General features: G+C 68.1%; 15 protein-coding genes. 4 read left to right on the forward strand and 11 right to left on the reverse strand.

Annotation, left to right across the window (positions count from 1 at the left end):
- Positions 1–14: 14 nt before the first annotated feature.
- The 6 genes from AC1DW0_RS02130 to AC1DW0_RS02155 all read right to left on the reverse strand — a co-directional run bounded on the left by AC1DW0_RS02130 (position 15) and on the right by AC1DW0_RS02155 (position 6055).
- Positions 15–1571: a polyamine aminopropyltransferase gene (locus tag AC1DW0_RS02130; protein ID WP_477944743.1), complete on the reverse strand. Its 1557-nt coding sequence runs from the start codon at positions 1569–1571 to the stop codon at positions 15–17.
- Positions 1568–2512: a TolB family protein gene (locus tag AC1DW0_RS02135; protein ID WP_477944745.1), complete on the reverse strand. Its 945-nt coding sequence runs from the start codon at positions 2510–2512 to the stop codon at positions 1568–1570. Before AC1DW0_RS02135 ends, AC1DW0_RS02130 begins: the two co-directional genes overlap by 4 nt.
- Positions 2513–2547: 35 nt before the next feature.
- Positions 2548–2931 (reverse strand): YciI family protein, encoded by a 384-nt coding sequence (locus AC1DW0_RS02140; protein WP_477944747.1) that lies wholly within the window; start codon positions 2929–2931, stop codon positions 2548–2550.
- A gap of 2 nt (positions 2932–2933) precedes the next feature.
- A complete protein-coding gene (locus AC1DW0_RS02145) occupies positions 2934–3155 on the reverse strand; it encodes a DUF350 domain-containing protein (RefSeq protein WP_056197177.1) in 222 nt (73 codons plus the stop codon).
- A 22-nt stretch (positions 3156–3177) separates the two neighbouring features.
- Complete coding sequence (locus AC1DW0_RS02150; protein ID WP_477944749.1) at positions 3178–4776, reverse strand: DUF4178 domain-containing protein; 1599 nt, start codon at positions 4774–4776, stop codon at positions 3178–3180.
- Positions 4777–5026: 250 nt separating this feature from the next.
- Complete coding sequence (locus tag AC1DW0_RS02155) at positions 5027–6055, reverse strand: SPFH domain-containing protein (RefSeq protein ID WP_056195627.1); 1029 nt, start codon at positions 6053–6055, stop codon at positions 5027–5029.
- A 112-nt stretch (positions 6056–6167) separates the two neighbouring features.
- Here AC1DW0_RS02155 and AC1DW0_RS02160 point away from each other — a divergent pair, with 112 nt between their 5' ends.
- The 3 genes from AC1DW0_RS02160 to clpB are packed head-to-tail and all read left to right on the forward strand — an operon-like array spanning position 6168 to position 9654.
- On the forward strand, positions 6168–6641 hold the full coding sequence (locus AC1DW0_RS02160; protein ID WP_056195629.1) for a molybdenum cofactor biosynthesis protein MoaE: 474 nt from the start codon (positions 6168–6170) through the stop codon (positions 6639–6641).
- Positions 6638–7003: a fluoride efflux transporter CrcB gene (crcB, locus tag AC1DW0_RS02165; RefSeq protein WP_056195632.1), complete on the forward strand. Its 366-nt coding sequence runs from the start codon at positions 6638–6640 to the stop codon at positions 7001–7003. Before AC1DW0_RS02160 ends, crcB begins: the two co-directional genes overlap by 4 nt.
- 59 nt (positions 7004–7062) lie before the next feature.
- Positions 7063–9654, forward strand: a complete 2592-nt coding sequence (gene clpB / locus AC1DW0_RS02170; RefSeq protein WP_477944752.1) for an ATP-dependent chaperone ClpB — start codon at positions 7063–7065, stop codon at positions 9652–9654.
- A 25-nt stretch (positions 9655–9679) separates the two neighbouring features.
- Here clpB and AC1DW0_RS02175 read toward each other — a convergent pair whose 3' ends face one another.
- Genes AC1DW0_RS02175 through AC1DW0_RS02185 form a run of 3 tightly spaced genes read right to left on the reverse strand, consistent with a single transcriptional unit; the run spans position 9680 to position 13050 of the window.
- Complete coding sequence (locus tag AC1DW0_RS02175; protein ID WP_477944754.1) at positions 9680–11026, reverse strand: GGDEF domain-containing protein; 1347 nt, start codon at positions 11024–11026, stop codon at positions 9680–9682.
- A 57-nt stretch (positions 11027–11083) separates the two neighbouring features.
- Positions 11084–12067, reverse strand: a complete 984-nt coding sequence (locus AC1DW0_RS02180) for a DUF2804 domain-containing protein (protein ID WP_477944756.1) — start codon at positions 12065–12067, stop codon at positions 11084–11086.
- A complete protein-coding gene (locus AC1DW0_RS02185) occupies positions 12064–13050 on the reverse strand; it encodes an AraC family transcriptional regulator (protein WP_477944758.1) in 987 nt (328 codons plus the stop codon). The genes AC1DW0_RS02180 and AC1DW0_RS02185 overlap by 4 nt, the downstream gene beginning before the upstream one ends.
- Positions 13051–13177: 127 nt before the next feature.
- On the opposite strand from AC1DW0_RS02185, the gene AC1DW0_RS02190 reads away from it, so the two are divergent.
- The gene (locus tag AC1DW0_RS02190) at positions 13178–14053 is read left to right on the forward strand and encodes a sterol desaturase family protein (protein WP_477944760.1); all 876 of its coding nucleotides are present in this window, start codon (positions 13178–13180) and stop codon (positions 14051–14053) included.
- Here the strand turns inward: AC1DW0_RS02190 and AC1DW0_RS02195 are convergent.
- Both AC1DW0_RS02195 and AC1DW0_RS02200 read right to left on the reverse strand, forming a co-directional pair.
- A complete protein-coding gene (locus tag AC1DW0_RS02195; RefSeq protein WP_056195644.1) occupies positions 14043–16049 on the reverse strand; it encodes a S9 family peptidase in 2007 nt (668 codons plus the stop codon). The two genes, AC1DW0_RS02190 and AC1DW0_RS02195, sit on opposite strands and share 11 nt — an antisense overlap.
- A complete protein-coding gene (locus AC1DW0_RS02200; protein ID WP_082532561.1) occupies positions 16046–18028 on the reverse strand; it encodes an alpha/beta hydrolase family protein in 1983 nt (660 codons plus the stop codon). Before AC1DW0_RS02200 ends, AC1DW0_RS02195 begins: the two co-directional genes overlap by 4 nt.
- Positions 18029–18089: the final 61 nt, after the last annotated feature.

Genomic DNA, 18089 nt, shown 5'->3' on the forward strand with positions numbered 1-18089 from the left:
GGCAAAAGGCGCGCCTAGTGAACCTGGCCCCACTCGGTTTCAAACTCTTGCACCAGCACCTGGTTGCTGAGGCGATTCACCTCGGTCGGTACGCGCGCCATGTCGGGCGGAAAGTCGAGGAGGGCGGGCAGGCTCTGCGGGCTGAGGAAGCGCAGGCCGGGCGGGAAGGCCGCTGGCTGCCGGAAGGGCCGCCGCGAGGCCAGCACAAAGCCCCATTCGCCAAAGCTCGGCACATGCGCGTGGTAGGGCGTGGCGGTAAGTCCGACCGATTCCAGTGTCGTGACGACGGTCCAGAAACTGCGCCGCGCGATCAGCGGCGAGGTGGTCTGCACGACGGCGTAACCGGCGGCGCTGAGGTGCTGGTCGACGAGCTCGTAGAAGCTCGCCGTGTAGAGCTTGCCGAGGGCGAAATTGGACGGGTCGGGGAAGTCGATGACGATGACGTCGAAAACCTCGGCATGCTGCTCCAGCCAGCCGAAGGCATCGGCGTTGACGATGCGCAGCTTGGGCGACGAAAGCGAATGGCCGTTGAGCGCCGCGAGCTTCGGCGTAGACGTGAACAGGCCGGTCATCAATGGGTCCAGCTCCACCAGCGTCACCTGCTCGACGCTCGAGTACTTCAGGATCTCGCGCACGGCCATGCCGTCGCCGCCACCCAGCACGAGCACGCGCTTCGGCGCCCCCTGGGCCGCCATGGCCGGGTGCACCAGAGCCTCGTGATAGCGGTACTCGTCGCGCGAGTGGAATTGCAGGTTGCCGTTGAGGAAGAGCCGCGTGCCGCCGCCGCCATCGGTGACGACGATGCGCTGGTAGGCGCTGCTCTGCTTGAAGACGATGTGCTCGCCGTAGAAGCGTTCCTCGGACCAGCGCGTCAGCGCATCGGCGCCGAGCAGGGCGGCCAGCAGCAGCACGGCCGACAGCCCGCAGGCCCAGGCCTGGCTGCGGCGCGCGCGCAACTCGGCGCGGAAGATCCACAGCGCCCAGACCGCGACGGCGATGTTCAGCAGGCCGAAGGCGATGCCCGTGCGCACCAGGCCGAGCTGGGGCACCAGCACCAGCGGGAAGGCCAGGGCGACGAGCAGGGCGCCGAGGTAGTCGAAGGTCAGCACCTGGGAGACCAGGTCCTTGAGGCCATAGCGCGCGCTGAAGTGGCGCTTCAGGATGCGCATGACCAGCGGGATCTCCAGCCCCACCAAGGCGCCGACCAGCAGCACCAGCGCATAGAGCAGGGTCTTGAAGGCCGCACCTTCACCCGGCGGCAGCAGGCTGTGCACGGCGAACAGGCCCGCCGGCATCAGGCCGCCGATGACGCCCACGAGCAGCTCCACCTGCAGGAAGACGCCGACGAGCTGGCGCTCCACGAAGCGCGACAGCCAGGAGCCCAGGCCCATGGCGAAGAGATAGACGCCGATGACGGTGGAGAACTGCAGCACCGAGTCGCCAAGCAGATAGCTGGCCAGCGCGCCGGCCGCCAGCTCGTAGACCAGGCCGCAGGCGGCGATGACGAAGACGCTGGCGAGCAGCAGCAGCTCGGCCAGTGAAGCGCGAGCGGTGGACTGCTGCTCGGTCACGGCTTGAGCAGCACCGAGAAGGCCAGCCGCTTGCCGTCCGGGCTGGCGGCGATGTTGCGGATGGCGCCGCCCAGGTCGGCGAGTTCGGCAAAGGCCTGGAAGCTGCCGCCCAGCTTGCCATCCCAGCGCAGCAGCAGATTGCCGCGCGCCATCAGCATCGAGCCATCGGGCAGGGCCACGAAGTACTGGCTGCGGTTGGCGTCTTTTTCGCCCTCCGGGCCGACGGGCGTCTCCACCAGCACCTGCGGCGACTTGTCAGCTGCGCCCATCGCACAGATGCGCCAGTGGGCCGGGTCGGTCTGGTCGACGAAGAGGGCGCGCTTGCCGTCGGCCGTGCGGCCCAGCGACCGGCCGGGCTTGGCGGTCAGCAGCGTCTGCTGGCCGGTGGTGCGGCTGATGAGCACAGCCCGGTGGTTGTTGCGCTCCGGCACGTCGTCGACGATGAAGGCGGCCAACTGGTCGGGGTTGACCCAGGCGTGGTAGCCGATGCGCTTGGTCGGTACGACCGGCGCGACGGGCTTGCCGTCCCAGCCGAAGAGCCAGAGTGAGGGCTCGTTCATCTCGATGCCGTAGGCCGGGTCCGCGGTGATGACGCGGATGGCGGAGAAGCCGCTGCCGTCGGCCAGCGGCGTCGGCGAGTAGAGGTTCTCGGTCGTCGTGGTGACGGCCACGGTCGTGCCCTTGGCAAGGTCGTGGCGGTAGATGTTGTTTGAACCGGTGCGGCCCGAGGTGTAGACGACGGCCGCGCCGTCGTGGGTGAAGGCCGGCTGGAAGTTGTTGCCCTTGCCGGGCGTGATGTTGCGGGTGTCGCTGACCTTGCCCGTGGCGACGTCGAGCCGTGCGACGAAGATGGCCACGTCGGGTGGTGCATCGGCGGCCGAAACGGGCAGGGCGATCGCGAGGAGCAGGGCCTGGGCGAGGCCGCGGACGGAGAAGGTCATGGCTGGCCAGTGCAGTCGTTCAGCGGGCCGCGAGTCTAGAACGACACCGGCTGAGGCAGGGCCTTGCTCCAGTAGAAGATATCCCAGCCGGCGCGCAAACCGCCGGTGGTGAAGGGGTCGGTGGCGATCAGCGCCTCGACGGCGGCCTTGCTCGGCGCGCGCACCACCCACAGGCCACCCACGGGCGTGCCCTCGGGCGACTCGCGCAGCGAGCCCGCGGCGCGCAGGCTGTCGCCCTGCGCCGCAACCCATTCGAGATGGGGTTGCAGCAGTTGTCGGCGCAGCTCGCCAGCGCCGGGCCTGTCGTGGAAACGCACGGCGAACAGCGTCCAGTCTTCATGGGCGTTGCTCGCCAGTGCGGCAAAGTCGTCTGCGGGCGTGGGGTCATCGCCGCGCGCGGATGCGGCCTGTGCTGGCACGCTCAACCGTGGATGGCTGCGGCGACGATGTTGCCGATGGAAATGCACATCGCGCCAACGACGATGGCCAGCGCGATGTTCTTGTGCTCGACGATCTCTTCCCACAGCTTGTAGGGCGTGATCTTGTCGACGATGACGAAGGAGACCCAGAAGATGACGACGCCGATGATGGCGTACATCATGGAGCCGAGGACGATTTCGGGCTTGAGCCAATCAAGGGTCATGGTGCTCTCCTGCTGTGTTGGGTCACTTGTGGCCGCCGCCACCGCTGCTGTAGCCGCCGTAGCTGCCGCCGCTGTTGCCGATATAGGCGCCGCTGCCGCGCGAACTGGCGCGGCACTGGCGGTACTCATTGCTGTTCTCGCCGAAGCTGTTCTTGTACTGCTGGCAGTCGTCGCTGGAGCAGGCGCGCATCAGCGCGAACAACAGCACGATGACGAACAGGGCGATGATGATGTTGCGCAGCAGGTTGCCGCCGCTCTTGAAGGCGGAAGTGTCACGTGCGAACTGGACGGCCGGTGCCACCAGGTTGAAGGCCGTCTTCACGGTGTCGGCCGGCAGCGGGCTGCCGCCACTCCAGGTGATTTCGGGGCCCTGCTGCTCGCGACTCAGCAGGAATTGGCCGTCGCGGGTGATGTAGTCGGTGACCTGGACGCGGTCTTCCAGCCGCACGGGCCAGTAGAACTCGCCCAGTACATGGGTCGTCTTGGCGCCATAGACCCAGCGCTGCGCATAGTCGCGGCCCTGCCAGTTGACGCCGCCGCGGCCCGAGGTGGGGGCGCCGGTCAGCGTGCGCACCAGGCTCCAGCCCTCGCGGGTGTCGACAAGGAAGGCAAAGCCCGCCAGCCGGTTGTAGAGCAGGTATTCGCGCCAGAAGCTCTGCTCGTCGTCGGCGTCCTCGGGGATGTCGCAGCGCTCCTGGTAGCCCACGACCTGCCAGGCTTCGGGCTTGCCGCCGTCAACGGCCAGCGTGCCGGTGCGGCCCAGCGGAATCAGCGGCGGCAGGCCGCGATCCTGCGGGGTGAAGCCCAGGGCCTTGGATTCGCCCTCCGGCAAGTCGACCACGGCATTGCACTGGGCGCAGACCATGCTCTTGGTCTGCGTGAGCTTGGGCTCCAGTGGTGCGCCGCAGCTCGGGCAGGCGATGGCCCGGCCCTTGAACTTGGCTTCCGCGACCGACTCTCCCTCGGCCGTCGTGCGCAGGCCCTGCAAGGCCATGTCGGCGAGAAGCACACCGCGGCCAACGGACCAGACCGGTGGCTGGCCGTCGCGGTATTCCAGGCTGCCGACCTCGCCCTTGTCGTTGCGCAGCTCGATGACGCGGCCGGGCTTGGGCGGCCGTGGCAGCTCGCCTTCGGCCGCACGCAGCGCCGCCTCGACGATGGCGGCCACCTGCCAGCGCTGGCCGGCCAGCGTCAGCGGCTGGCCGAGGGCGGGGGCTTCGGGCGGAGCTTCAGCGAGTGGCGCTTCCAGGCTGAGGACGAACTGGCCGTTGTCCTCGCTGAGCCAGGCCACGCGGGGTGCGTCGGCACCGGTGTCGAAGAACAGATGCCATTCGTTCCAGTTGCCCAGCTCCGAGCCACGCTGCACGCGGCCGACGACGGCAAAGCTGCGGCCCATCCAGCGGCCGGTCGTGCCGAGCTGCAGCGGTGAATAGTCTTCGAAGATCTCGGCGCTCTGGCCGATCTGGCTCAGCGCCTCACCGTCGCGCAGCAAGGTGCTGCGGCAGAAGCCGCAGACGGCACTCGCAGAAGCCGCGCTCGCGAACTCGACCGGCGCGCCGCAGTTGGGGCAGGCGGCGCGCCAGCGACGCTGGGCGGCTGGCGCCTGAGGGCCTGTGGACACTACGGAAGTAGGCCGCGAAGGCCATCCGCCCGGGGCCAATCAAGGCGTACCGCGCCGCCCGCACTGATGTGCGGGCAAGCGGTGCAACGCGGAGTGGCCCCGGGCGGATGGCCTTCCCTGCGGGTTGCGGCCAGAAAACCCGCGCGCGGCGTTGCGAAGCCTCGCTTGGGGCCTACCCAAGCCTCGTTTCGCGCCTTGCTCGCGGGCTTTCTGGCCACAACGCGGTCTGCTGCCGTAGTGTTCACAGGCCCTAGCCAAGTTTCTTCAGCAGATCGGCCTTCTTGGCGGCGAATTCCTCGTCGGTCAGGATGCCCTTGGCCTTGAGGTCGCCGAGCTTTTCCAGCAGCGAGACGATGTCTTCGGGCTTGCTGGCCGCCGGTGCGGGCGCTGCGGTGCCGACGCCGGCCAGGCCCTGGCCCAGCGTCTGCGCCAGCGTCTGGCCCAGGGCCACGCCGGCGCCCAGGCCCACGGCCTGGCCGGCGATGCCACCGCCGTCGCCACCGCCCTTGGCCATCTCGGGCAGGGCTTGCGCGGCCTGGTACTGCATGAACTGGCCCATGTTCTGGCCAATGATGCCCATGCCGATGCGCTGGTCGAGGATCTTCTGCAGCTCCTCGGGCAGGGACACGTTCTGCATCGTCACCGAGATCAGCTCCAGACCGATGGCCGAGAAGGACTCGGCAGTTGCGTTCTTCAGCGCGGCAGCGAACTCGACCTGGTTGGCGGCCAGGTCCAGGAAGGGCGTGCCGCTGCTGGCGACGGCGTCGCTGATGTGCTGCAGCATCAGGCCACGCAGCTGGCCGTCCAGGTCCTGCACCGTGTAGCGCTCGCGCGTGCCGGAGATCTGGCTGTGGAAGACCTTGGGGTCCAGGATGCGGTAGGCATAGTTGCCGAAGGCGCGCAGGCGCACGGCGCCGAAGTCCTTGTCGCGGATGGCGACCGGCTGGCTGGTGCCCCAGCGCTGGTCGATCTGCTGGCGCGTGCTGAAGAAGTAGACGTCGCTCTTGAAGGGCGACTCGAAGAGCTTGTCCCAGTTTTTGAGGTAGGTCAGCACCGGCAGGGTCTGGGTCGTCAGCTTGTGGGTGCCGGGGCCAAAGACGTCGGCCACTTGACCCTCGTTGACGAAGACCGCGACCTGGGATTCCCGCACGACGAGCTGGCCGCCGTTCTGGATTTCCATGCCGGACATCGGGAAGCGCCAGGCCAGCACGCCATCGCCGTCCTCCGTCCACTGGATGACGTCTATGAACTGTTTCTTGATGAAATCCATCAGGGCCATGTCGATTCCTGGCTGCGTGAGAAGAAATGAGGGGCAAGTATCCGGCGGCGGGCTCAGACTTCAACGGCCAAACATGTGAATCTCACCGCGCGCCAGGGTGAGAATCTCTGTCATGCCCAGAGTTTGCATCCAGTCCGGGGACTTTGACGTCGGCGCCGAAACCTCCGCCCTGCGGATGGGGGATGGCGGCGTCGGTGCCGTCGTCGCCTTCGTCGGCACCGTGCGCGAGCACAGCAGCGGCGCGGCAGTGTCGGCGATGGAGCTGGAACACTACCCGGGCATGACGGAGGCGGCCATCGAAGCCATGGTCGACGCGGCCATGGCCCGCTTCGACATCCGTGCCGCCAAGGTCATCCACCGCGTCGGCACCCTGCAGGCCCGCGACCAGATCGTGCTGGTGCTCGTCACCAGCGCCCACCGAGGGCAGGCCTTCCAGGCCTGCGAATTCCTGATGGACTATTTGAAGACCCAGGCGCCGTTCTGGAAGAAGGAGCACACGCCGGACGGCGCGCACTGGGTGGATGCCCGGGTGGCGGACGACGAGGCGCTGGCGCGTTGGGGGATTGCCGGGGGGAATGCCCTGTGAATGCGTTGGCAGTTTCGATAGGCGCCGCCTTGGGCGCGCTGACTCGCTGGCAGGCCGGCCTGCTGTTCAACACCCGTTGGGCCGGTTTCCCGCTCGGTACGCTGCTGGTCAACCTCGTGGGGGGCCTGTTGATCGGCGTTGCGCTGGAGTGGCTGGGCCGCCATCCGAACGAATTGCTGAAACTTTTGCTGGTGACGGGCTTCCTCGGCGGGCTGACGACGTTTTCTGCCTTTTCGGGCGAGTCGCTGGCGTTGTTGCGGCATGGCGAGCTGGGCATGGCTGCTGCCCATACGCTGGCCCACGTGCTGGGAGCGCTTTTTGCCGCGTGGCTGGGGATGCGTCTCGTGCAGGCCTTGATCTAGCTCAACTTGAAAAGCGCCGGCTGGCGCCCACTTGGCTTGGCAACCGGAGGATTCCCACCATGCGTGCCGACAAGTTCACCACCCGCTTCCAGGAGGCCCTGGGTGAGGCCCAGAGCCTGGCCCTGGCCCGCGACAACCCCTATATCGAGCCCGTCCACGTGCTGGCGGCCATGCTGGCCCAGGATGAAGGCCCGCGCGCTTTGATGGAACGCGCCGGCGTCAATGCCGGCGGCCTGCGCACGGCGCTGGACGGCTTGATGGCTGGCCTGCCCCAGGTCAGCGGCTCGGGCCAGACCGTGCAGGCCGGGCGCGATCTCGTTTCCCTGCTGCAGGCGGCCGAGAAGGAAGCCACCAAGCGCGGTGACCAGTTCATTGCCAGCGAGATGTTCCTGCTGGCGCTGACCGAGGCCAAGACCGACCTGGCCGGCGTCGTGCGCGGCCATGGGCTGACGCGCCGGTCGCTGGAGTCCGCCATCGAGGCGGTTCGCGGCGGCCAGAAGGTCGAGTCGGCCGAGGCCGAGGGCCAGCGCGAGGCGCTGAAGAAATACACGCTGGACCTGACCGAGCGCGCCCGCATGGGCAAGCTCGACCCCGTCATCGGCCGCGACGAGGAGATCCGTCGCACGATCCAGGTGCTGCAGCGCCGCAGCAAGAACAACCCCGTGCTGATCGGCGAGCCGGGCGTGGGCAAGACGGCCATCGTCGAGGGCCTGGCCCAGCGCATCATCAACGGCGAGGTGCCCGATTCGCTGAAGGGCAAGCGCGTGCTGGTGCTGGACATGGCCCTGCTGCTGGCCGGCGCCAAATACCGCGGCGACTTCGAGGAGCGCTTGAAGGGTGTGCTGAAGGAGGTCAGCCAGGACGCCGGCCAGACCATCCTCTTCATCGACGAGATCCACACCATGGTGGGCGCCGGCAAGTCCGAGGGCTCCATCGACGCCGGCAATATGCTCAAGCCGGCGCTGGCGCGCGGCGAGCTGCACTGCATCGGCGCGACCACGCTGGACGAATACCGCAAATACGTCGAGAAGGACGCGGCTCTCGAGCGCCGCTTCCAGAAGGTGCTGGTCGACGAGCCGAGCGTGGAAGCCACCATCGCCATCCTGCGCGGGCTGCAGGAAAAGTACGAGGTCCACCACGGCGTGGAGATCACCGACCCGGCCATCATTGCCGCGGCCGAGCTGAGCCACCGCTACATCACCGACCGCTTCCTGCCCGACAAGGCCATCGACCTCATCGACGAGGCCGCGGCCAAGATCAAGATCGAGATCGACTCCAAGCCCGAGCCGATGGACCGGCTCGACCGCCGCATGATCCAGCTCAAGATCGAGCGCGAGGCGGTCAAGAAGGAAAAGGACGAAGGCTCCATCAAGCGCCTCGGCCTCATCGAGGACGAGCTGCTGAAGCTGCAGCGCGAGTACAACGACCTGGAAGAGATCTGGACGGCCGAGAAGGCCCAGGCCCAGGGCTCGGCCCACGTCAAGGAAGAGATCGATCGCGCCCGCCAGCACATCGAGGAATGGAAGCGCAAGGGCGACTTCAACAAGGTTGCCGAGTTGCAGTACGGCAAGCTCCCCGAGCTGGAGAAGCAGCTCAAGGAGGCCCAGGCCAAGGAGGCCGGCAAGGCCGGCACCAACAGGCCGCAACTGCTGCGCACGCTGGTGGGTGCCGAGGAGATCGCCGAGGTCGTGGCGCGCTCTACCGGCATTCCGGTCTCCAAGCTGATGCAGGGCGAGCGCGAGAAGCTGCTGCAGATGGAAGCCAAGCTGCACGATCGCGTCATCGGCCAGGACGAGGCCATCCAGGCCGTGTCCGACGCCATCCGTCGCTCACGCGCCGGCCTGAGCGACCCGAACCGGCCGCTGGGCAGCTTCCTGTTCCTGGGCCCCACGGGCGTCGGCAAGACCGAGCTGTGCAAGGCGCTGGCCGGCTTCCTGTTCGACAGCGACGACCACATGGTGCGCATCGACATGAGCGAGTTCATGGAGAAGCACTCGGTGAGCCGCCTCATTGGCGCGCCCCCCGGCTATGTCGGCTATGAGGAAGGCGGCACGTTGACCGAGGCCGTGCGCCGCAAGCCCTATTCAGTGCTGCTGCTTGACGAGGTCGAGAAGGCCCACCCGGACGTGTTCAATGTGCTCTTGCAAGTGCTGGACGACGGCCGCCTGACCGACGGCCAGGGCCGCACGGTGGACTTCAAGAACACCGTCATCGTGATGACATCCAACCTCGGCTCCCAGCACATCATGGCGTTGTCGGGTGAGAAGGACGAGGTCATCCGCGAGGCCGTGTGGGGCGAGGTCAAGGCCCACTTCCGGCCCGAGTTCCTGAACCGCATCGACGAGACGGTCATCTTCCACGCGCTGGGCGCCGACCACATCAAGTCCATCGCCCGCATCCAACTGCGGCTGCTCGAGGCGCGCCTGGAAAAGATGGAGATGAAGCTGGACATTAGCGAGGCGGCGCTGAACGAACTGGCCAAGGTCGGCTTCGACCCCGTCTTCGGCGCCCGGCCGCTGAAGCGCGCCATCCAGCAGCGCGTCGAGAATCCGCTGTCCAAGCTCATCCTCCAGGGGCGCTTCGGCCCGAAGGATGTCATCCCGGTGCAGGTCGAGGGCGGCGAGTTCTCGTTCGGGCGCGTCGTGCACTGAGCGGCGTGCGCGGCGCCCGCCACGCTCAGAGCGTGGTGACGGCGTCGTGCGCGGTGTCGAGTTCGACGCGGTTGCGACCGGCGGCCTTGGCGCGGTAGAGGGCCGCGTCGGCCCGCTTGAAGGCGCGGTGGGTCGACGCCCCGGGCGGTGCCAGCGCAACGCCGAAACTCGCCGTGATGCCGAAACGGCCCTTGGCGTCGAAGTTGCCGCGTTGCACGGCATCGCGCAGCTTCTCCGCCAGCCGCACCGCGTCGTCGGCATGGCGGCCCTGGCAGGCGACGAGGAACTCCTCGCCGCCCCAGCGACCGATGACGTCACTGGTGCGCAGATTGGCCGACACGATGGCGGCCATGCGGCGCAGCACCTCATCGCCGACGGGGTGGCCCCAGCGGTCGTTGATGTGCTTGAAGTGGTCGATGTCGAGCAGCACGAGCGCCACGCCGGCCGATTCGGCCTCGAAGTCCTCCAGCGCTGACTCCAGCCCGCGCCGGTTGAGCACCCCGGTCAACTCGTCGATGGTGGCCAGGCGGCGCAGCTTGTCCTGCTCGACGCGCAGCAGGCGGGTGCGTGCCGTCAACGCGTCGATCTCGCGCTGCTGGCGCAGATGGCTGCGCCGCAGCGCGCGCCAGTGCCGGCCCACCACGGTGCCGGCCGCCAGCAGCCAGGCGCAGAGCAGGCCGAGGTAGAGGGTGTCGCGGGCGATCCACGGCCCCTTGAGCGTGAGATGGCGCAGCTCCAGCTCGTGGTTCTGGCCGGCGAGGCCGTCCGCCACGTCGATGGACAGGGACGTCACGTTCTCGACACTGGGCCGGTTGAACTCGCGCGGCAGGTCGAACTGCGTGATCCACCACTCGGGCACGGTCAGCTCGGAAAGTTCAAGGGTGACCGGCCCGGTGACATCGCGCCCCCTCAGGTTGATCGACTGCATGCGGGAGCTGTTGCCGTCGGTCAGCTTGGAGAAGCGCGGGTCGAAATTGCGCAGGGCCACGCGCAGATGAGCTGCATTGCCCTGGTAGGCCAGGTCCATCTCCAGGTTGTCGAATCCGCTCAGGTTCCTGCCGCGGGCCGGGTCATCGCCGCTCAGCACGAGGGTGATGCCACACGCTTGCGAAGGGCTGTTCGCGGGATTGCGGCAAACCCAGTGGCGGCGTTCGTAGTCGACCCACTGCACGGGGGGAGGCTCGCCCGGGACGTCGCCCGGAGCGATCAGGAACAGGTTGCTTACCGCACCGGGCGCCGCGAGATCGATGCTGCGCTCGGGCAGCCAGGCCTGGGCCAGCACCAGTGCCACGGTCAGCGCAATGCCGGCTGCGAGGTTGCGTGTGGATGAGGAGGCGTGGAGCACGGAGGTGGGCGGCTGGAGATGCGCCATGACTGTATCGACCCGCCCCGGTCTTTGAACCGACCTGCCGAGCCCGAGCGTGACGTATCACCAGCGGGAGCGGTGGTCCTCGGTCACGCCCAGCAGGCCGTCGATGCGGCGCGCCGGTGCGCCGGCACCGGCCCGCACCGTGCCGGCGAAGCAGCCGATGGGCTGAACGTAGTGGCTGGCGGCGACGAGGAGGTCACGGTCCTCGGCACGTGCGCCTTCAGGCGTGAAGACCAGGTCGAGCAGGCCGTCGTCGGTGTGCACCCGCCACGGCCGCAACGGCTGGGTGGGGTCGAAGTCGAAATGGGCGCCGGCCAGCGCGATCGGCATGCCGTCCAGCCACAGCACGTTCTCCTGCCCGCCGAAATAGCCCTGCTGCAGATTGAAGCCGGCGTCGGCGCGGTGGGCGCTGGCCCAGCGCCAGGCGGTGTCGCGGGCGAGCAGGCCATTGGACGCGTCGACCGCCGCCCAGGCGCCATCCAGGCCGAAATGATGGCCCTCGGCCTCGGCCCAGCCTTGCACGGGCAGGGCGGTGGTCTTTTGCGTCGCATGGACGATGCCACCGTCGACCGGGCCGATGGCCAGTAGCGGCGGCGCCATGCGGCCGAGGTCCAGGCGAGCCTGGATGCGCAGCGCGCGCGTGGCGACCGTGAGGCGCAGGCTGTCGTCCGGCTCGTGGCAGAGCGCCAGCCGTGCGCCTGGGCCGCGGAACCAGGTGCGGGCGCCGGCGAGCGGCGCGTCGGATACACCGGCCTGCAATCCCGGCAGGCCATCCTGGCGCCAGTTGGCCAGCAAGGTGCGGCGACGGCGGTCGAAGAGGTAGGCGAAAGCCGTGCAGGTCCAGCCGAGGTGGACGATGGCGACGCCGATGAAGAGCTGCTCATTGCCCAGGCCAACGTAATGCCAGCGCTTGTGATGCAGCTTGTGCCAGAGCCAGGAGCGGCGCTCGCGCATGGGTGACCAATCGATGCGCGATATGCGGCCGGCATAGCGGCCCATGGCCGGCGCGCCATGGGTGACGACGGCTTGGGGTGCCAGGTTCATCGTGAATGCTGTCTGCGCCACTGCAGCGGCGCCTGGCCTGTCCACTGCCGGAAGGCGCGCGTGAAGGCGCTTTGCTCGGAATAGCCGAGCAGCAGAGCCACCTCGGCCAGCTCGACGCCGGGGTCGCGCAGATAGGCCTCGGCCAGTTGCTGGCGAGTCTGCGACAGCAGGGCCTGGAAGCTCTGGCCCTGTTCGGCCAGCCGCCGCTGCAGGCTGCGCGGGCTCATCTGCAGGCTGAGCGCCAGATCAGGCAGCTGCGTGCGGCCCGAGCGGATCAGCCCGACGAGCGCCTGGCGCCAGACGCCGACCGGCTCGCTGACGGCAGCCACCTCCTGCAGCAGGCGTTCGGCTTGATCGTCGAGCAGCGCCAGCAGGGCCGCGTCGGCGCCGCGCAAGGGCAGGGCGAGGTCGCGCAGCGCCAGCACAAGGCGTGTGCTGGGCTGATCGAAGCGCACCGGGCCGCCGAAGAAGTCCTCGTAGGGCCGCACATCGGCCGGGCGGCGGTTGACGAAGTCCACCGCCAGTGCGCGCACCGGCTTGCCCGTGAACTCACGCGTCAGTTGCACCAGGGCCGCGATGGCAGTCTCGTCGACCAGGGCGCCGGGGCGGCCACGCTCCACGCCCCATTCGATGCAGATGCCCTCGGGGCAGGGGTGAACCTGGGCGATGTTCACGTCATAGACCGAGCGGTGATAGCGCTCCAGCCGCAACAGGGCCTCGCCCAAGGTACCGCAGGCCAGCGCCGCGAAGCCGACGACGCCGAAGTGCCGCGGCGCGATGCCGCGGGCCAGGCGCAGCGGGAAGGTCGACTTCGGGCCGGGGTCGAGGTCGCGTGCCCGTTCGAGCAGCGCCTGCCAGCGGCGCAGCGCGACAAAGGTCTCGGCCGGCGCCGGCGGTGTGCCAAGGGCTTCGGCGCGGCCGAGCGCGCCCATGTGCTCGAAGAGCAACTGGACATAACTGGCGGCGACACGGGTCTCATCCACGGCCGGTCGATGATGCAGCAGTGCCGGCCACCGTCCTCTGCGTGATCTCCCCAGGCGTGGCGTGATCCGTCAAAAACCCGGGTTTTGCCGTCAAGAAAGCCTGGCCGTTTCGGATCAACATGGCGGCATGGACTGGCTGCTCGACCTCTACCACCGCCACGGCGACTGGCGCGACCTGACGCTGGTCATGTTGTCGCCCGTCTTCGGCGTCTTCATCGCGATGGAGGCCTGGCGCTTTCGCAGGACGGGCGTCTTCGACCTCTGGGACACCTTCGACAGCATGAACAGCGGCGGCAGCTACCTGGTTGCCGACCTGGTGCAGCTCGTTGTGCTGGTGTTGCCGGCCATGGGCTGGGTCCATGACCACCGCCTCTTCACCGTGGACGTGACCGTCTGGCGCTTCATCGGCCTGTTCCTGCTCGTCGAGTTCCTTTATTACTGGTTCCACCGCGGCAGCCACCGCATCCGCTGGTTCTGGTGTGCCCATGTCGTGCATCACGGCTCGGAGAAGATGAACTTCGGCACCGCGCTGCGCCAGAGCTGGTTCTATCCGATTGCGGGCAACTGGCTGTTCTACCTGCCGGCCGTGTGGCTGGGCTTCGAGCCTCGCTGGGTGCTGTTCGCGCTGTCGCTCAACCTGGGCTACCAGTTCTTCGTGCACACGAGCTGGGTGGGCAAGATGCCGGCCTGGTTCGAGTTCATCTTCAACACGCCGTCCCACCACCGCGCCCACCACGGCCGCAACCCGCAATACATCGACAAGAACTTCGGCGGCACGCTGATCGTCTTCGACCGCCTCTTTGGCACTTTCGTGCCCGAGGAGGCGGCGGTGGACTACGGCCTGGAGCACCCCTTCCCCACGCACAACCTGTTCTGGCTGAACGCACACGAGTGGCGGGCGATGTTCCACGACATGGCCCAGGAGAAGACCTGGGGCATGCGCCTGGCCCACCTGTGGAAGCCGCCGGAGTGGCGGCGGCATTACAACGGGTTCAAGGGCTAGTCGGGCCCAGGTATTTGGCCAGGAAAGCCTCCATGCGCTCGGCGAAATCGACGCGATTCTTGAGCACCGCAAAGCCATGGCCTTCGCCGGGGTAGGTCACCCAGGCCGGCTCGTTGCCGGCCTCGCGCATGGCCTTGCGCAGGCGCTCACCGTGGGCCAGCGGCACGCGCAGGTCGGCTTCGCCGAAGGCCAGCAGCACGGGCGCCTTGATGCGCGCCGCCTGCTTGACGGGTGAATGGGCGGCGATGAGGGCGGCGTCCTTCTCCGGGTCGCCCACCATGTCGCGCAGCTGGAACTGGCGGCCCCACTCGGGGATGTCATCGCGGACCCACCAGGACCCCGCCACATACAGATCCAGGTCGGTCACGGCCACCCAGGCCACGCCGCAGCGGTAGAGCTCGGGGTCCTTGATCAGGCCCATCAGCGTGCTGTAGCCGCCGTAGCTGGCGCCGGCGATGCAGGCCTTGTCGCTGGCGATCTTCTGTTCCTGCGCCCAGCGCAGAGCGTCCGCCACGTCGTCCTGCATGGCCTGGCCGAACTGGCGGAAGCCGGCGCGGAAATGGTCTCGGCCGTAGCCGGTGCTGCCGCGGAACTCCGGCTCGATCACGGCGTAGCCTCGCGAGGCCAGGAATTGCGCATAGGCATGCCAACCCCAGGCATTGCCGCGCACCCAGGGTCCACCGTGTACGAGAACGACGGCCGGCAGCGGACCTGTGGCCTCGGCGTTCTTCGTGACCCAGACAGGCAAATCGCGGCCATCGCGTGCCTTGATGCGGTGCAGGTCCATCTGTGCCATCTCGGACGGCTCGATCGCGTTGCGCATGCGGCCCACGGGGCGCCAGACTGATTCGCCCGCGGGCGGCTGGGCCTGGTAGAGCCACAACTGGCCGGGCTCGCGGTCGCTGTAGGAGCGCACCAGCGCCACGACATCGGCCTGGCCACAGCGTCGGCAACTGATGCTGTTGACGCGGCCCGGCATGCGCTCGTCCGCCGCCTTTTGCAGCGCCTGCATGGCGGCGTTCTGCCAGACCGTCGTCTCGGCGTCGGTCGTGACACGCACGCCCAGGGCAGTGCCCGCGGCGTCATTGAGCACACGACCGTTGAAGTCGAAACCCGGTGTCACGACCAGGGGCTTGGGGTCTGGCGCGTGACGTTCGAAGTCGTACAGGCTCAGCACCGTTTCGCTGCCGCGCTGGGTGTGCGTCACATAGAGCCGGCCGGCATCGTCGACGGCGTTGATGCCGAAGGGCGCGTTCAGCAGATCGCTCTCGTACAAGGGCTGCCAGTCCTGGCGGCCCGGGCCGCGCCACAGGGCGCCTCGCCGGCCGTCGCGGCGCGTCAGCGCGACGCGCAGCTCGCCGCGGCTGTCGGTCACCCAGCCCACGGTGTCGGGTGGGGCGTTCACGCCGGTCAGCCGCGTGCGGCCGGTGCGGGTGTTGAGCCACAACGGCGTTTCCAGGTGGCGCTCGTCGGGCGTGAACTCGGCCAGCAACACCTCTTCGTTGACCTCGTTCGGTTGTGGCCGCGGCACGGCCAGCAGGCGGTGGTTCCAGTCCAGCAGACGATCCTGCCGGCTGCCGTCAGTGAAGAATGGCCGCCCCATGCGCCGCACCAACTGTCGGATCTGGTTGCCGTCGGGGTTGATTGCAAACAAGCCAGGCGCGCCATTGGGGCGGCCGCTGCCATCGGACAGGTCCGTGACGCTGAAGACCAGGCGGTCATCGTTGACCCAGTAGGCCTGCGAGATGTCACCATCATTGAACTGCGCGGTGCGCATCGGCTTGCCGCCAGGGTTGAGGTCGAAGACCCCGAGGCCGACGCGCGGCCCGCCGAAGGTGCTCCTCACGGCGAGCTTGCGGCCCGACGGCGACAGCACGGCCTCGACGATGGTGGGGTCCTTGAAGAAGGCCTCGACTGGCGGCGGCGCGGCCAGGACCGGGTTCGCCGAGGCGAGCGCGGCCAGCAGGATCAGTGGAGCGAGCAGGCGCTGCTTCATGGCTGGTCCAAATGCTTGGCGAGAAAGGTCTCCACCCTGCGGGCGAAGTCCAATCGGTTCTCGGGCTTGCCGAAGCCATGGCCTTCTTCGGGGTAGCTGACCCATTCCGGCGGATTGCCGGCCGCCTTCAGGGCGTCGCGCATGCGCTTGCCATGCACGATGGGCACGCGCAGGTCTGCCTCGCCGTAGGCCAGCAGCACCGGCGCCTTGATGCGCGAGGCCAGCTTCACCGGTGAGTTGGCGGCCAGCATGGCGGCATCCTGCTTGGGGTCGCCGACCATTTCGGGAAGGGTCAGCTTGCGGGCGATGCTGCTGTCATCGCTCACCCACCACGACCCCTGAACCATCAGCTCCAGGTCCGTCACGGCCACCCATGCCACGCCGCAGCGGTAGAGGTCGGGTTCCCTGGCCAGGCCCATCAGCGTGCTGTAGCCGCCGTAGCTGGCGCCGATGATGCAGGCCTTCTCGTTGGCCAACCCTTCCTTCTGCGCCCAGCGCAGCGCGTCGGTCACGTCGTCCTGCATGGCCTGGCCCCATTGCTTGAAGCCGGCGCGCAGGTGCTCCTCGCCGTAGCCGGCGCTGCCGCGGAACTCCGGCTCGATGACGACGTAGCCGCGCGAGGCCAGGAACTGCCCCCATTTGTCCCATTCCCAGACATGGCCCCGCACCCAAGGCCCGCCGTGCACCAGCACAACGGCCGGGCGCGGCCCCTTGGCATCGTCGGCGCGCGTGATCCACACCGGCAGTTCGCGTCCGTCACGGGCCTTGATGGTCTTGAAATCCATCGTCGCCATCTGCTCGGGGGTGACCGCCTCGCGCACCCGGCCGATGGAGCGCCAGTGCGGTTCTCCGTCGGGCGGTTTACCCAGGTAGAGCCAGACCTTGCCGGGGTCGTGATCGCCGTAGGACTTGATGATGGCCACCATGTCCTGCTGGCCGCAGCGAAGGCAGCTGATGCGGTTGATGAAGCCCGGCAGGCGCTTGTCGGCCTGCTGCTGGAACTTGGCCATGCGTTCATCCAGCCAGACCGTCGCCTCGCTGTCCACCAGCGCCCGCACGCCCAGCACGGTGCCGCCTTCGGTGATCAGGTGGCCGGCGAAATCGAAGCCAGGCGTTGCCACGATGGCGGCCTGAACGGGCGCTTTCGTTTGGACGTCATAGCGCGCCAACACGCCTTGCGGTCTTCCTTTGGGCACGTGCGTGACGTAGAGCGTGCCTTTGCTGTCGACGTCCTGGAGCCTGAAGGGCTGCTTCAGCACCGTCGTGTCGTAGAGCTGCTCCCATTGCGTGCTGCCCGGCTTGAGCCAGTAGGCCTGCAGACGGTCGTTCGTGAAGCTCACTGCGGCGCGGGGCGCGCCGCTGGCGTCGACCAGCCACTGCTGGATGTTGTCGGCCGGTGCCTGAACGGCGACATCGCGCGTCATGCCCGTGCGAGTGTTCAGCCACAACAGCGCCTGGGTGCGGCGCGAGTAGGAGGTCACCAGCACTTCTTCATTGGGTTCACCGGGCCGTGGCTCGGGCACCAGGCGCAGGCTGTGGCTCCAGTCCAGCAAGCTGTAGTCAGGCTCCCCCTTGTTGATCCCGAAGCGGTTGTCGCGCTCGATGAGCTTTCGCAGCCCGGTGCCGTCCGCGTTCACGGCGAACAGGCCCGGCGGCCGCCAGTTTTCGCCACTGAGGTCCGTGAGGCTGAAGACGAGCCGCTCATCGTTGACCCAATGGACGTGGGTGACGTCCTCCTTGCCGAATTGCACGGCTCGCGTCAGCTTGCCACCGGCGGCCAGTTCCAGGACGACGAGGCCGACGCGCTTGGCGCCTTTGGCGGTCGTGATGGCCAGCCGCTTGCCCGAGGGCGACAGCGCGATTTCGCCGATGTCGGCATCGCCGAAGAACACCTCGGCGGGCGGTGAAGCCGCCTGCGCGGCGCTGACGGACAGCAAAAGGCCGGCAACGACGCCGGCCCAGCACTTCAAAATCTCCATATCGCTCCCTGCACTGCTTCGTTGACAGCGGCGCGCAGCATAGGGGAGGGCGTGGCGTAGG

Source organism: Roseateles sp. P4_D2 (assembly GCF_056401875.1).

Bases quoted from the DNA above. Each gene is read 5' to 3' on its own strand.
- AC1DW0_RS02200 (WP_082532561.1), bottom strand. From the start codon at position 18,028: ATGGAGATTTTGAAGTGCTGGGCCGGCGTCGTTGCCGGCCTTTTGCTG.
- clpB (WP_477944752.1), top strand. From the start codon at position 7,063: ATGCGTGCCGACAAGTTCACCACCCGCTTCCAGGAGGCCCTGGGTGAG.
- AC1DW0_RS02180 (WP_477944756.1), bottom strand. From the start codon at position 12,067: ATGAACCTGGCACCCCAAGCCGTCGTCACCCATGGCGCGCCGGCCATG.
- AC1DW0_RS02160 (WP_056195629.1), top strand. From the start codon at position 6,168: ATGCCCAGAGTTTGCATCCAGTCCGGGGACTTTGACGTCGGCGCCGAA.
- AC1DW0_RS02195 (WP_056195644.1), bottom strand. From the start codon at position 16,049: ATGAAGCAGCGCCTGCTCGCTCCACTGATCCTGCTGGCCGCGCTCGCC.
- AC1DW0_RS02135 (WP_477944745.1), bottom strand. From the start codon at position 2,512: ATGACCTTCTCCGTCCGCGGCCTCGCCCAGGCCCTGCTCCTCGCGATC.
- AC1DW0_RS02175 (WP_477944754.1), bottom strand. From the start codon at position 11,026: ATGGCGCATCTCCAGCCGCCCACCTCCGTGCTCCACGCCTCCTCATCC.
- AC1DW0_RS02145 (WP_056197177.1), bottom strand. From the start codon at position 3,155: ATGACCCTTGATTGGCTCAAGCCCGAAATCGTCCTCGGCTCCATGATG.
- AC1DW0_RS02155 (WP_056195627.1), bottom strand. From the start codon at position 6,055: ATGGCCCTGATGGATTTCATCAAGAAACAGTTCATAGACGTCATCCAG.
- AC1DW0_RS02190 (WP_477944760.1), top strand. From the start codon at position 13,178: ATGGACTGGCTGCTCGACCTCTACCACCGCCACGGCGACTGGCGCGAC.